Here is a 14,106-nt window from a genome sequence, read left to right on the forward strand (position 1 = left end):
TCGCCGCGAGGACACGCGGCTTAACTTTCCGCTTCGAGGAGAACTTTCATGCGTCTTACCCGCTTACTGAGCTACTGCTCGGTCTCGATCGCTTGCGGCCTTATCGCCTGCAGCGGAGCGCCCTCCGACGACGAAGAAATCGTGTCGCTGGAAAACGAGCTGAGCAGCGGCGACGGGACGATGTCGGCGGAGCTCACGTTGCAGTCGCAGTGGTCGACGGGGTACTGCGCGAACGTGACCGTGAAGAACACGAGCACCGGTCCGACCACGGCCTGGGGGATGCTCGTCTCGCTCAACGGCTCCACGATGAGCAACGCGTGGGGCGCGCGGGTCACGCCGTCGGGCGGGCAGCTGAGCGCGGTCAACGAGACCTACAACGGCTCGCTGAGCGCGGGCGCGTCGACGAGCTGGGGCTTCTGCGCGAACGGCGCCGGGAGGCCTGCGCTCACGTCGGTCAACGGCAGCGGGACCGGCAGCTCGACGTCGACCTCGAGCTCCAGCAGCGTTTCGAGCAGCTCCAGCAGCGTTTCGAGCTCCAGCAGCAGCTCCTCGGCCAGCTCCGGCGCGGGCGGGGCAGGCGGCGCGGGCGGGGCAGGCGGCGCGGGCGGGGCAGGCGGCGCGGGCGGGGCAGGCGGCGCGGGCGGGGCAGGCGGCGGTGGCGGGGGCGGCGGGGGAACGACGGGCCCTGCCTGGACGTGGTCCGGGATCATCGGCACGGGTCAGAGCCTGTCCGTCGGAGCGCAGGCCACGCCGGTCAGGGCGACCACCCAGCGCTACCACAACCTCAAGCTCTCGCTGGGCAGCGCCAGCGTGCCCCCGTGGGACACGAACAACAGGTCGCTCTCCATGGTGCCGCTGGTCGAGCCCATCCGCGCGATGGCCACCGGCTACCCGAGCCCGTATCCGCGCAACATCTACGGCGAGTCGCCGCACACGGCCATGGGCGACCAGATCACGACGCTGGCGCAGGCCGCGACGGGCAGCGATCTCATCAGCGTGCACACGGTCGTCGGCGAGAGCGGACAGGCCATGTCGGTCATCAAGAAGGGCGCCTCCGACACCGGCACCACGGGTCGGGCGTACGCGGCGTCGCTGTTCGAGGCCGGCGCGATCGCCCGCCTCGCCAGCGCGCAGGGCAAGACGTACGGCGTCGGGGCGATCGTGATCACCCACGGAGAGTCCGACGCCGGCAGCTCGACCTACAAGAACGACCTGATCCAGCTCTGGCGCGACTACAACAATGACCTCAAGCCGCTGACGGGGCAGACCCAGGCGATCCCGATGTTCGTGTCGCAGCAGCACGCGTATCCGAGCGGCGCGAACCAGCGGTCCGCCGCGACGCTCGCGCAGTGGCAGGCCGGCGTCGATCGTCCGGGCGAGATCATCTGCTCCGGGCCGAAGTACCAGTATCCGTACGCGAGCGACAACCTCCACATGACGACGGACGGCTACGAGCGGCTCGGCGAGAAGCTCGGGCAGATCTATCACGAGAAGGTCGTGCAAGGCCGCGACTGGCGTCCGCTGGAGCCGATCCGCGTCGGGCGCAGCGGCCGCGTGATCACGGTGCGTTTCCACGTGCCCGTGCCGCCGCTCGCCTGGGACAGCTCGCTGCCCGCGCCCCACCAGGGCGCGCTCACCGAGTGGGCGCAGGGGCGCGGCTTCGAGGTCCGCACGGGGAGCTCCCGGATCCGGATCACCTCGGTCGAGATCTCCGGCGACACGGTGCGCATCACGTGCGGCAGCGATCTCCCCACGACCGGCCTCTATGTCGGCTACGCCATGACCAGCGACGGCACGGCGTTCGCCGGCCGCACGTGGCGGTCGGGCCAGCTCCGCGACTCGGATCCCTTCGTGGGGTCGATGACGCGGGTCGCGCAGCCGAACTACGCGGTGGCGTTCGAGATGCCGGTGCCCTGAGGCTCGCCGGGCGCGGCGCGTCCGGCCAGCGCCTCGCCGCGGAGCGCGACTCCGGAGGGACCATCGCTCCTCTCGATGGCGAGGAGACGGGTGTCCGCGCTAGGTCTGGCCCTTTCAGCTGTCCTGCTGGGAGGCCGCGACCAGGGCCGATCGAGCGCGGACGGCGCTCCACGGCTTGATAGACGTCGCTGCGGTGGTGTACGAGCACGAAGACCGCTGCATGGAGCTCATCACCCTCGAGCGAGATCTCTCCGCCGCTGCCCGCTCGCTGACGGCCGATCAGATCGTCGCCCTCTGCCGGCGCGCGTTCGGAGAGCGGGTCGTCGTCACGTCGGCCCGGGAGCTGGGCGGCGGAACGTTCAACACGACCTACCTCGTCGCGCTCGACGAGCAGCAGGTCATCCTGCGAGTCGCCCCGCCGCCGGAGGCCGCTCTGTCATGGGACGAGGCCGCGCTCATGCGGCGCGAGATCCACATCCAGCCCTTCTTTGCCCCGCTCGCGGCGAGGATGCCGCGGACCCTCGCGGCGGACTTCACGCATCAGCTCGTCGACCGCGACTACATGTTCCAGACCTTCCTCCCGGGCGAGCGCTGGGACCACGTGGCCGACGCGCTGTCGCCCGAGGAGGCAGGCGCCCTCTGGGAGCAGTTTGGCCGCGTCACGAGGACCATCCACGACACGGTCGGATCAGCTTTCGGCGGGCCACATCCGGCGCCCGAGTTCCCGAGCTGGAGCCAGGCGGTGCTGTACCGACTGGAGCGTTCGCTGGAGACGATGTCCGAGCTGGGCCTCGAGGTGGCGGACATGACGGCGGCGCTGGACGTCATCCGGGCGCACAAGGCCGTGCTCGACGAGATCCGGGAGCCGCGCCTGATGCACGGCGACCTGTGGCTGTTCAACCTGCTGATCGAGCGCGGACCTCCGGGGGCCTCGATCGTCGGCGTCATCGACGCGGATCGGGCCTTCTGGGGCGACCCGATGGCCGACTGGACGATGTTCGTGCTGTCGAAGTCGGCGTCGCCGGACACGCGGCCTCTGTACGATCGCTTCTGGCAGGCTTACGGCCGGCCGGAGCCGACGCGGGCGAGCGCCTTCAGGGCGGTGGTCTACGAGGCGATGAACGTCGGCATCGCGCTGCCCTGGGCCGCGCGGCACGGCCACGACGACATGGTGCGCCGGGGAAAACGCGAGCTGCGCGAGGTGGTGGAGGCCTTGCCGCGGCTGCGACCCTAGCCGTACCGCCGCCGCCTTGGACTCGGGCGTGAGCGCCCTCCTTTTTCTCCGTCCCATCCCTGCCTCCTGGTGCCTCCGAGGGTGTTCACGGAAGCGGGGCAGGACCACTGCCCACGCGCTCGATGAAGCCTGCCCAGACTTCGTCTGACCACGGACAGCCAGACGTCTGGCCACGGACAGCCAGACGTCTGGTGGTGTCGGGGATAGCGGCTCTCTCAGAGCGAGTGTCCGGAACCTAAAAATGCAGTGCCCGGAATGCTGATATCTGTTGTGACCTCGTGATCGGTCCGTAGGCTTCCGCCCCAAGTGGTGCTGCCCGCGGGTGCTGGTAACACCCCGGGCAGCGTGACCGAACCTGACTCGAGGTCCGACATGCTCACGGTAGTCCGTTCGCCTTCGGGCGAGCAAGAACGCGAAGGTGCGCCCGCGTGCCGCCGACGCCCACGTTCCTCCATCCTCCGCCTGAGCGACGTGGAGCGCATCCGGCTCCGCGCCGCCGTCCGCAACCTCCGCGAACCTCCGCGCGCTGTACGGCACCTGGGCCTGCTTGGCCGAGGTGATGGGCGTCAGCGCTGGGACGCTCCAGCAGCTCGCCAGCGGCAACGGCGGCTCGCATGCGATGGGCCCTGCATGCCGCGAAGGCGGCCGGGACGACGCTGGAGCGCATCCTCGGTCGGCCAGCAGCGGCCGATCGCTGCCCGCACTGCGGGAGGTCTGGGTGACCAAGCCGCGGAAGGGGGCTCGCCGCCCGCCTGCCGCACGACATCGAAGCAAGCGACCGAGCATCGAGGCGATCCTCGCGGAGCGCTCGGTCATCCTCGCCTTGCTCATCGCGAACGGCGTGCCGGCTCGCGACCGCGCCGACCTGGAGCAGGGGATCCTGCTCGGCGCGTGGCGCTCCGTGCGCCGAGGCATGTACAGACCGGCCCCCGGGGTCGAGCCACGCACAGCGATGCACAACGTGTCGCACTACGTCAACAGCGCGTGGGCGCGTCGCCCCCCATGTCAGAGAAGTTGTCGCCTGATCTGATCCGCTGACGGAGGCTCAGATCACCAGTTCCGGGGAGCGGAGACAGGCTTTGAGGTGAGAGAGTACTCAGAATCCTTCAAAAGAAAAATCGTCCAACGGCTCCTCGCCCCAGGAGGACCCACGGCGGTGGCGCTGTCGGCCGAGACCGGGGTGCATCAGACGACCGCTGTGGGCGCGGTCGTCATGGCGGCCCGGGGGGCGTCGCGTAGCCAGCATGGAGCACGACGCTGAGCGCAGCGCGCTGGGCGCGAACATGCGTCCGCAGCGGAAACGTCCTCTGTTCCCTTGACTATGAGGGAGCAAGAGAACGAGGCTCCACCAGCATGGCGGGCTTGAAGTGGTTCGACGTGTCGGTGGCGACGGCTTTGGCCGGGATTGGGGTGTCCGCGTCGGGCGGCTGCGCATGGCTGATCGGCGCGGACTGGTCCAGCTACGAACGAGGTGGACGGTCGGGCGGTGCGGCTGGCAGCGACGGGAGGGCTGGCAGCGGCGCCGAGCAGGGGACCGGGGCTGGTGGAACTGGCGGCTCGGCGGGTGGCAGCGGCGGCGCGGGCGGCACGCAGTGCTCTGCCGACGACGAAAAGTGCTGGGAGAACACGCCGCGGCGATGCGTCGATGGGCGGTGGGAGAATGGCGATCCATGCGCCGGGCAGACGTGCGTCAACGGAACGTGCATCGGGGAGTGCGGCCCGGAAGATGTACGCTGCTCCGCGAACCGGCCACAGCGGTGCGATGAGCGCGGGACGTGGGACGACGCGGAGCCGTGTCCTGTGGCAGCGCCCGTGTGCAGTCGAGGGGCATGCGTGATACCGCCGAGCTGTGTCGGGCTGGCCGAGACGTGCGGTCCTGGCGGCAACGAGAGCTGCTGCGCGACCGCCGAGGCGGTGTCTGGGGGAACGTTCAACCGGAGCAACGATTCGAGGTACCCGGCGACAGTGAGCGGGTTCTTGCTGGATCGGTTCCAGGTGACGGTAGGGCGGTTCCGCAAGTTCGTGGAGGCGTATCCCGGAAGCAAGCCGGCGGCGGGAGCGGGCGCGCATCCGCGGATCGACGGGAGTGGGTGGGATGCCGCGTGGGACGGCAACCTGCCTGAGGATGCGGCGGCGTTGAAGGCTGCGGTGAAGTGCGACCCGACCTACACGACATGGCGGGACACCGACGAAGGCACCGAGCATCTGCCGTTCAACTGCGCAGGCTGGTATCTCGCGTTCGCCTTCTGTGCCTGGGACGAGGGCCGGCTGGCGACGGAGGCGGAGTGGAACTACGCGGCGGCAGGTGGAGACGAGCAGCGAACGTATCCGTGGTCGAAGCCGGCGAGCTCGACCACGATCGATGGCACGTATGCAGTGTATGGCTGCGGGTGGGACGGCTCGTGCGAGTTCAGCGATATCCAGGTCGTCGGGTCGAGGTCGCCCGCAGGAGATGGGAGGTGGGGTCAGGCAGACATGGCCGGGAACATATGGGAGTGGGTTTTGGACTGGTACGCAGACTACCCCAACGAGTGCAACAACTGCTCCAATATGACCACTGCCTCGAAGCGGGCGGCACGGGGCGGGAGCTGGGGCAGCGGTGCGACGTACCTGCTCTCTTACACCCGCAACTCCAACGTCCCGTCGGTGCGCAATTACTTCATCGGGGCCCGGTGCGCTAGGACTCTGTAGGAGGCTAGCATCTGAGCCGTGTCGGCCGCATGCGGTGCATTCAGTAGAACGGGGTGTCCGGAACGCGTCGCGTGAGTGTCCCGAATGCGGGTGGCGCCGATGTGGTTCCGGACATCACCAGACGTCTGGCCACGGACAGCCAGACGTCTGGCCGCGGCGCCCTCAGCGCCCGATCCGCCCCATCGCGTGCGCGCTCCCGCTCTCCCGCGCTCCCGCTCCCGGGTCACAGCCGCGGATCGATGGGCTCGCTCTCCAGCGCGAGCACGCCGAACACGCACTCGTGCACGCGGTAGAGCGGCTCGCCCTCGACGAATCGGTGGAGCGCCTCCAGGCCGAGCGCGTACTCCCGGAGCGCGAGCGCGCGCTTCGACGAGACGCTGCGGTGCCGCAGCCGCGCGAGGTGCTGCGGCATCAGGTACTCCGGGCCGTAGATGATGCGCAGGTACTCCGGCCCCCGGCACTTGATCGCCGGCTGGACGAGCCCGCGCGGGCCGCGGACGACCCACTCCCACGACTTGACCACCATCCCCTCGCCGCCGCGCTCGACCAGCGCCGTCCAGAAGTCCACCGCCGCGGCCTCGCTCTGCGGATCCGAGAGGTCGACGACGAGGTGCGGGGTCGGGACGAAGAGCGCCGGATCCACCTCGCAGAGCCGCGCGAGCTGCCGCAGGTGGAAGCCGTGATCCCGCGCGGCGTGCACCGCGCCCTCGCTCGCGAGCAGGTGGAACGGCGCGAGCCGGATGTCCGCGAGCGACCGCACCGGCCAGCAGTAGCGCCGGTAGGCCGCCACGTACCCGTCCATCGCCGCCTTCCGCGCCGCGTGCCGCTCGAGCAACACCCGCGCGCTCTCGTCGCGCGCGGCCGCCATCCCGAGCGCCCGCACCGCCGCGTCGAGCGACGCGCGGCCGGAAGCGCCCACGGCCGCGTACTGCCCGCGCAGGAGGTCCTGCGCCTTCGCCGACCAGGGCAGGAGCTCCGCGTCGAGGCAGACCCAGTCCGTGCGGAGCTCGGCCCACAGATCCGCCCCATCCATCGCCGCCCGCACCCGGTCGATGAGCTCCCGGCTCCGCGCCTCGTCCGCGAAGAACGGCCTGCCCGTGCGCGTGACGCACACGCCGAGCGGCCCCTCGTCGAGGCGGAACCGCCGCTGCCGCGCGGCCTCGTCGCGGCACACCACCAGCACCGCGCGCGACCCCATGTGCTTCTCCTCGCACACGACGCGGCCCACGCCGTTCTGCCGGAAGTACGCGAACGCCTCGCGCGGGTGCTCGAGCAGGCCCCCGTCCTTCGCCGTCTCGCTCGGCGACATCGTCGGCGGCAGGTAGATGAGCCACCGCGGGTCCACGGCGAAGCGGCTCATCGCCTCGAGCGCCGCCGCCGCGTTCTCCTCGCGGATCGTCACCATGCCGTGCACCCGCGTCCGGATCGCGCGCCGGCCCCGGATGTCGTCGATGTCGAGCACGTCCGCGTCCTGCCCGCGCGACGCGGCCCTCGGCTCGCCCGCGAGCGGCGCGAGCGGCTTCTTCGGCTCGTAGTAGACGCGGCGCGCCTTGACCTCGACGAGCTCGCGCTCCGGGTAGCGCAGCGCCGTGAGCGCGCCGCCGAAGACGCACCCCGTGTCGATGCAGATCGTGCGGTTCTCCCACTCGGCCACCGTGGTCGGCGTGTGGCCGTAGACGACCATCGCCTTGCCGCGGTACTCCGAGGCCCAGTTGTACCGCACCGGCAGGCCGTACTCGTCGGTCTCGCCCGTGGTCTCGCCGTACAGGCAGAACTCGCGCACCGCCCCGGAGCCGCGGCCCTGGAACGCCTGCTTCACCCCCGCGTGCGCGACGGCGAGGTTGCCTTCATCGAGCACGTAGTGGCTGACGAGGCCGTCGATGAAGTCCGCCGCCTTCGCCTTGAACTCGTCCGTCTCGACCTCGAGCTGCGCGAGCGTCAGCTCCAGGCCGTGGGTCGGCTTCACGTCGCGGCCGCGCAGCTTCTTCAGGAGCTTCACGTCGTGGTTGCCCGGCACGCACAGCGCCGTCCCCGCCTCGACCATCGCCATCGCGAGGCGCAGCACGTCGGGCGAGCGCGGCCCGCGGTCCACGAGGTCGCCGAGGAAGAGCGCGCGGCGGCCCTCGGGGTGCGAGGCGCGCGGCGCGTCCGGCAGGCCCTCCAGGCGGTAGCCGAGCGCCTCGAGCAGCTCGACGAGCTCGTCGAAGCAGCCGTGGACGTCGCCGATGATGTCGAACGGCCCGTGGTCGTCGCGGCGGTCGGTCCACAGGCGCTGCCGCTCGATCGTGGCCGCCGCGACCTCCTCGGGCGAGGAGAGCACGTGGACGTAGCGGAAGCCCTCGCGACGGAGATCCCGCAGCGAGCGGCGCAGCTCGCGGCTCTGGCCCCGCACCACGTGGGGGCCGAACTGCCGGTCCGGCCGGCCGGCGTTGCGCGCGTGGCAGAGCTTCTCGGGCAGGTCGAGCACGATCGCCACCGGCAGCACGTGGTGCTCGCGCGCGAGCGCGACGAGCGGCCTGCGCGCGTCCGCCTGCACGTTGGTCGCGTCGACGACGGCGAGCCGCCCGGCCGCGAGCCGCTTGCCCGCGATGAAGCGCAGGACCTCGAAGGCGTCCGCGCTCGCGGCCTGGTCGTTCTCGTCGTCGGACACGACCCCGCGGTAGTGGTCCGACGAGAGGATCTCGGTCGGCTTGAAGTGCGCCCTCGCGAAGGTGCTCTTGCCGGAGCCGGACGCGCCGACGAGCACGACGAGCGAGAGGTCGGGGACGACGAGGGGCTTCTGCTCGCTCACGCCGGCACCTCCTCGCTCCGCGCCCCGGCGCCGTCCTCGCTGTCTGTGCCGCCAGCGCCGCTCGCGTCGTCTTCGCCGCCGGCGGCGCGCGCGCCGCCTGTGCCGCCAGCGCCATCCGCGCCGCCAGCGCCGTCCTCGCCGTCCTCGCCGCCCGCGCGCACGAAGACCGCCATCTGCGTCGGCGCGCCGAGCGTCGGATCCATCGGTCCGATCGGCAGGTGCTCGACCGTGTAGCCGTGCGCGACCGCGACCCGCTCGCAGAAGGCGTGAAACTCGGCGCGCGTCCACTCGAAGCGGTGGTCGCCGTGGCGGAGCGCGCCGCGCGCCAGCCCCTCGAACCGCTCGTTGTACTCGGCGTTCGGCGTGGTCACGACGACGACGCGCGGCCGCGCGTGCTCGAAGACGCTGCGCGTGAGCGCGCCGAGCCGCGAGAGGTCCACGTGCTCGATGACCTCGACGAGGGTCACGGCGTCGTGGCCCGCGAAGCGCGCGTCGCGGTAGGTGACCGACGCCTGGAAGAGCTGGATGCGCCGCTTCTGCTTGTCGGGCAGGTCGTCGAGGCGGAGCCGGTTCTTCGCGATCTCGAGGCTGCGCATCGAGACGTCCGCCCCGGCGACGCGCTCGAAGACGCGCTCGTCGACGAGCCGCTTCAGCAGCTTCCCCTCGCCGCAGCCGAGGTCGAGCACGCTCCTCGCCTCGACCCGGCGGAGCGCCGCGACGACCGCCGAGCGGCGCTCCTCGTCGAGGCTGATCCGCGCCTCGGCGCGGTCCTCGGGCGCGGCCTTCTCGTCCTCGGTCTCCTCGGGGCTCGCGTCCTCGTCGGCCACGAGCCGCGCGAGCGCGGCGCGGAAGAGCGGGCGGCTGTGCTTGAGGTAGCGGAGCGCGATCGCCTCGCGCTCGGGGTGCTGCGCGAGCCACCCCTCGCCCTTGGCGAGGAGGTTGTCGACCTCGGCGTCGCCCACGTAGTAGTGCTTCTTGTCGTCGAGCACGGGCACGAGCACGTAGAGGTGCGCGAGCAGCTCCCTCAGCCGGCACGTCCTCGCGAGCGAGACGCGCAGGTACGAGCTCTGGCCCCACTCCGGGAACGCCTCGTCGAGCGGGAGGCGCTCCGCCGCGACCTCGTAGCCGAGCGGCTCGAACAGCCGCCGGAGCAGCCCCTCGCCGCCGCGGCACGGCAGCGCCGAGAGGGTGGCGGTGAGGGGGAGCGGCACGTCGGCGAGCTCCGGCCGGTCGCGGCACTTGCCGCCGAGCGCCGAGCCGAAGACCTGCGCGATCGCCACGGAGAGGAACGACGAGGCGACGTAGGGCCGGTCGTTCACGTACTGCGCGAGCGTGCCCGGCTCGCCCGCGCCGCGCCCGCGCACGAGGTCCACGGGGTCGACGTCGAGCAGGAGCGCGGCGGTGCACCGCTCCTCGGTGGCCTCGGGATAGAACACGTGCGCCTTGCCGAACGAGAGCGAGAACGACTGCGTGTGCGCCGGGTTCTTGACGAGCAGGTAGCCGAGGTCGGTCGCCGGCCGGTGCGTGGTGGTGAGCGTGAGGAGCATCGGGCGCCACAGTCTACGTGAGAGGGGCAATCGGCGACAATCTCGGCTGCTCGGCGCCCGCGCGGGCCACGCGCGGCAGAGCGCGAGTCACCCGCCGTGCGTGGAGCGGCGATGGGGTGAGATCGGGGGCGAGCGGCGCGCGTCGAACGTGGCGCGCGGAGGGCGCTCCCGCGCCGGCGCTCGACCCGACGAGGGCTCTTGACAGCGACGAAAAAAGGCGAGCTGACGTTGGCTCATATCGAGTGTTCGAGGGGGAGCTGCGGTGGTGATGTGGGCGCTCGTGGGGCTCGATGTGGTCAATCTGCGTCCGTGTGAATGATTTTGTTCAAGGTGGAATATTCGACAGATTGGGGGCTTTTCTTCGCTGAGAGGGGAACATTCCAGAATGCTTGTTTATCAAAATGCTCTGTTGTGCATTCGAGAGATGGCGAGCTGCGGAATCTGCATTATTGAAGAGGTCGTCGGTCGCGCCTTCTCGGCGCCCCCCACGACGTGGAGAATACGATGCGATCCTTGGCTTACCGATCCGCTGTTGCACTATCTTTTCTTGGCTTGCTTGTCGCGGGGTGCACCGCCGCGGCGCCGGGCGAGGAGGCCGCGGACGACCTCACCAGCTCCGTGGTGACGACCGACGGACTCGGGGTCGCGGCGCTGACGAGGGCGGCCGACTGGGGCAGCGGCTACTGCGCGAACGTGAACGTCGCGAACCAGGGCAACACGCCGGTGACGTCCTGGACCGTGGTGATCGATCTCAGGCAGTCCGCCGTGAGCAGCCTATGGAACGCCGCGTCCAGCCGGAGTGGCTCGCTCCTGACGGCGACCTCACAGCCGGGTAGCGCGGCGATCCCGGTGGGTGGCGCGACGAGCTTCGGATTCTGCGCGAACGCGACCGGGAGCGACTACCAGCCGGTGATGGTGTCCATGACGCAATCGGGAGACGGCGGCTCGGGCCAGACGACCGGCTCGGGCGCGACCGTCGGCGCGGGCGGCGCGGGCGGGGCAGGGGGAAGCGGCTCGAGCGCGACGGTCGGCGCCGGCGGCTCGGGCGGCAGCGCGAGCGGCGGCGGAAGCAGCTCCGCGGGCGGGGGCGTGACGACCGGCGGTGCGAGCGGCGGCACCTGCTCGATCCCGCTCCCGAGCTACGAGGACGGCGACGGCTCGGTGACGTGGTACACGCTCGACCAGGGCTCCGCGGGCGCGGTGAACTGCAGCTTCCCGGTCCAGGGGGACCGGGTCGCGCACGTCGCCACCGGCGAGGGGCGGTATTTCGCGGCCATGAACACGGCGGACTACAACAGCGCGGCCGCGTGCGGGGCCTGCGTGGAGGTGAGCCGCGACGACGGGCGCAAGGTGGTGGCGACGGTCGTCGATCAGTGCCCTTCGGACGGCAACCCGAAGTGCACGGCCGGGCACATCGATCTGAGCCGGGACGCGTTTCTGCAGATCGGGTCGGCGGACGAGGGGTATCTCGGGACCGGCAACGGCGGGGCCAGGGGCAAGATCTCCTGGAAGTACGTTCCCTGTCCGGTCGAGGGGAACATCTCTCTCGTGCTGAAGGAGCAGAACGCCTGGTGGAACGAGTTCCGCGTGCAGGGCCACCGCACCCCGATCGCGAAGCTCGCGGTGTACCTCAACGGGAGCTGGAAGGAGGCCAGGCGGCAATCGTACAACTACTGGCGCGTGGGCGACGGCAACATGGCGCCGGGGCCGTGGCGCGTGCGCGTGACCGACGTCCTCGGCGAGGCGATCGAGACGACGGTCGAGGTCAGCACGGCCGAGCAGCCCGCTTCAGCCCAGTTCTCTGCCTGCGAGTGATCCCGCTGCGCCGCGCTCGTCCAGCGCGTCTCGTGATCGGGTGATGCCGGCGCCGGACCGTTCGGCCGGCGCCGCGCCGCCCGCGAGCGGGGCGGCGCCTGCTCGCAGCAGCCCTGCGAGCCGGTGGATTCCCTGGCCGCTTCAGCTCAGCGGATCAGGCGCCGCCGCCGAGCCCGCCCGCACCGCCGGCACCGGCAACCCCGCCGGCGCCTCAGGCCCCGCCTGCGCCACCAGCCCCGCCTGCGCCGCCGCCCGTGCCAGCCGCGCCGCCCGTACCAGGCTCGCCGCCGGCACCAGCCGCGCCGCCGCCCGTGCCGGCTGCGCCGCCCACACCACCCGCGCCGCTTCCCGTGCCGGTCGCGCCTCCCGTGCCAGCGTCGCCGCCCGCGCCGCCCGTGCCAGCCCCGCCGCCGGAGCCGCCCGTGCCGGTCGCGCCTCCCGTGCCAGCGTCGCCGCCCGCGCCGCCCGTGCCAGCCCCGCCGCCGGAGCCGCCGGTGCCAGCCTCGCCGCCTGCGCCGCCAGCCCCGCCTGCGCCGCCAGCCCCGCCTGCGCCGCCAGCCCCGCCGGCACCCCCTGCGCCGCCGGCACCCCCTGCGCCGCCGGCACCACCAGCTCCCGCGTCCTCGAGCGGATAGCTCTCGTCGAGGCACAACGAGCCCTCAGGCGTCCTGGTGCAGACCTCGCCCGACGCGCATTGCCGCTGGCCGCGCGGACACGGCGTCACGCCGACGAGACAGAATCCGTTGGTATCGAGCCCCACGGACACGCACGAGGCTTGCGGTAACGGGCAGTCCCTGTGGCTCGTACACGCCGTGGCGCACGCACCGACGTCGCCAGCGCCGGCATCCTCCATGAGGCTGTAGACGCAGATTCCGCTCTCGAGACCCCCGCAGTCCTTGTTGGCGACCTCGCCGCCGAGCACGCACAGCCCGCTGCACACGCCGAAGTCGTCGCCGAAACCGATACACCACGACGCGCAGGGATCCGTGTCGTCGGGGCCGATCTCGCACAGGGAGCCGTCCGGCAGCCCTGTCGTCGGCTCGTCGACGCAGAGGTTCCACCGGGGGTCGCACTTGCGGCCGCCGGTGCACTGGCTGTCCGAGCCGCAGCTCGGCACGCAGATCGACGCGTCGTCGAGCACGTCACAGCGCAGGTCCTCGCGACCCTGGCACTTCCCCGGATCGAGCGCGGTATCGAGGCGCTCGAGCACAGGCTCTCCCAGGGTGCAGCCGAGGAGGCACACGCCGTTCACGCACAAGCTGCCCTCACCGGCACAGTCGCTGTCCGCGCCGCACGCTGTCGTGCAGTACCCGCCCGCCGGGCCCCCGCCGAAGAAGTCGAAGTCCGTCTCCGGAATGCAGAGGCCGCCAGGGCCGCAGTCAGCGTCAGCCTCACACCGCGCGGCGGGGCCTCCCCCGCCGCTGGAGCCGCCGTCGCCACCCCCACCAGAGGCTCCCCCGGAGCCGCCGGCCCCGCCGCCGTCTCCTCCGGAGCCACCGTCGGCGCTGGAGCCGCCGTCACCGCCGCCAGAGCCGCCATTGCTCGAGCCGCCGTCGCCACGCCCACCCTCGCCACCCGCGCCGGAGCTGGCGCTGCCCGAGGCGGAGCTCGTCCCCGTCCCGCTCCCGCCAGTGCCGTCGCTCGAGTCATCGGAGCAACCAAGGAATCCTGTCGAGAAAGCGAACGTAGCGAGCAACGTCGCCGAGAATCTTCGCATGGTCATCGATGCCTCCCGAGCCAGGAGCCCCTGCCCACACCGGGCGCGCCCTGTCCGTTTTCCTGACAGTAACGGAATCGGAGCTGCTCCAGCACGGCCAAACGCGCTCATGCGTGCGCAGGCGTCCTCCCCTGCACCCCGCCGGCGAATGAGCCCGCGTCAGATCCGGGCGAGCAGCCCCGGAGAGACCCCCGCGAAGGTCGGCCGCTCCGCGTCAGAGCCGCACGAGCAGGCCCAGGAACCCCGCGAGCGTCGGCCGCCCCGCGTCAGAGCCGCACGAGCAGGCCCAGGAACCCCGCGAAGGTCGGCCGCCCCGCGTCAGAGCCGCACGAGCAGGCCCAGGAACCCCGCGAGCGTCGGCCGCCCCGCGTCAGAGCCGCACGAGCAGGCCCAG

Annotated in this window: 7 protein-coding genes; 4 read left to right on the top strand and 3 right to left on the bottom strand. The window is 71.6% G+C overall.

Features of this window, described 5'->3' with window-relative positions; genetic code table 11:
* Nucleotides 1–48: 48 nt before the first annotated feature.
* The 3 genes from WME85_RS16580 (at nt 49) to WME85_RS16590 (ending at nt 5,842) form a co-directional block, all read left to right on the top strand.
* Nucleotides 49–1,917, top strand: coding sequence for a cellulose binding domain-containing protein (locus tag WME85_RS16580; protein ID WP_437839391.1), 1,869 nt, complete (start codon nt 49–51; stop codon nt 1,915–1,917).
* Nucleotides 1,918–2,137: 220 nt separating this feature from the next.
* On the top strand, nt 2,138–3,151 hold the full coding sequence (locus WME85_RS16585; protein WP_437839393.1) for a phosphotransferase family protein: 1,014 nt from the start codon (nt 2,138–2,140) through the stop codon (nt 3,149–3,151).
* 1,833 nt (nt 3,152–4,984) lie between these two features.
* Nucleotides 4,985–5,842: a formylglycine-generating enzyme family protein gene (locus tag WME85_RS16590; protein ID WP_437839394.1), complete on the top strand. Its 858-nt coding sequence runs from the start codon at nt 4,985–4,987 to the stop codon at nt 5,840–5,842.
* Between the two features lie 223 nt (nt 5,843–6,065).
* Here WME85_RS16590 and WME85_RS16595 read toward each other — a convergent pair whose 3' ends face one another.
* Together WME85_RS16595 and WME85_RS16600 are read right to left on the bottom strand one after the other, a co-directional pair.
* Complete coding sequence (locus WME85_RS16595) at nt 6,066–8,633, bottom strand: polynucleotide kinase-phosphatase (protein WP_437839397.1); 2,568 nt, start codon at nt 8,631–8,633, stop codon at nt 6,066–6,068.
* Nucleotides 8,630–10,180: a 3' terminal RNA ribose 2'-O-methyltransferase Hen1 gene (locus WME85_RS16600; protein WP_437839399.1), complete on the bottom strand. Its 1,551-nt coding sequence runs from the start codon at nt 10,178–10,180 to the stop codon at nt 8,630–8,632. Before WME85_RS16600 ends, WME85_RS16595 begins: the two co-directional genes overlap by 4 nt.
* A gap of 504 nt (nt 10,181–10,684) precedes the next feature.
* On the opposite strand from WME85_RS16600, the gene WME85_RS16605 reads away from it, so the two are divergent.
* Nucleotides 10,685–11,995 (top strand): expansin EXLX1 family cellulose-binding protein, encoded by a 1,311-nt coding sequence (locus WME85_RS16605; protein ID WP_437839401.1) that lies wholly within the window; start codon nt 10,685–10,687, stop codon nt 11,993–11,995.
* Between the two features lie 211 nt (nt 11,996–12,206).
* On the opposite strand, the gene WME85_RS16610 is transcribed toward WME85_RS16605, so the two are convergent.
* Nucleotides 12,207–13,712, bottom strand: coding sequence for a hypothetical protein (locus WME85_RS16610; RefSeq protein ID WP_437839403.1), 1,506 nt, complete (start codon nt 13,710–13,712; stop codon nt 12,207–12,209).
* Between the last annotated feature and the right edge of the window lie 394 nt (nt 13,713–14,106).

It is taken from the genome of Sorangium sp. So ce1153 (assembly GCF_051521595.1).
GTDB lineage: Bacteria > Myxococcota_A > Polyangia > Polyangiales > Polyangiaceae > Sorangium.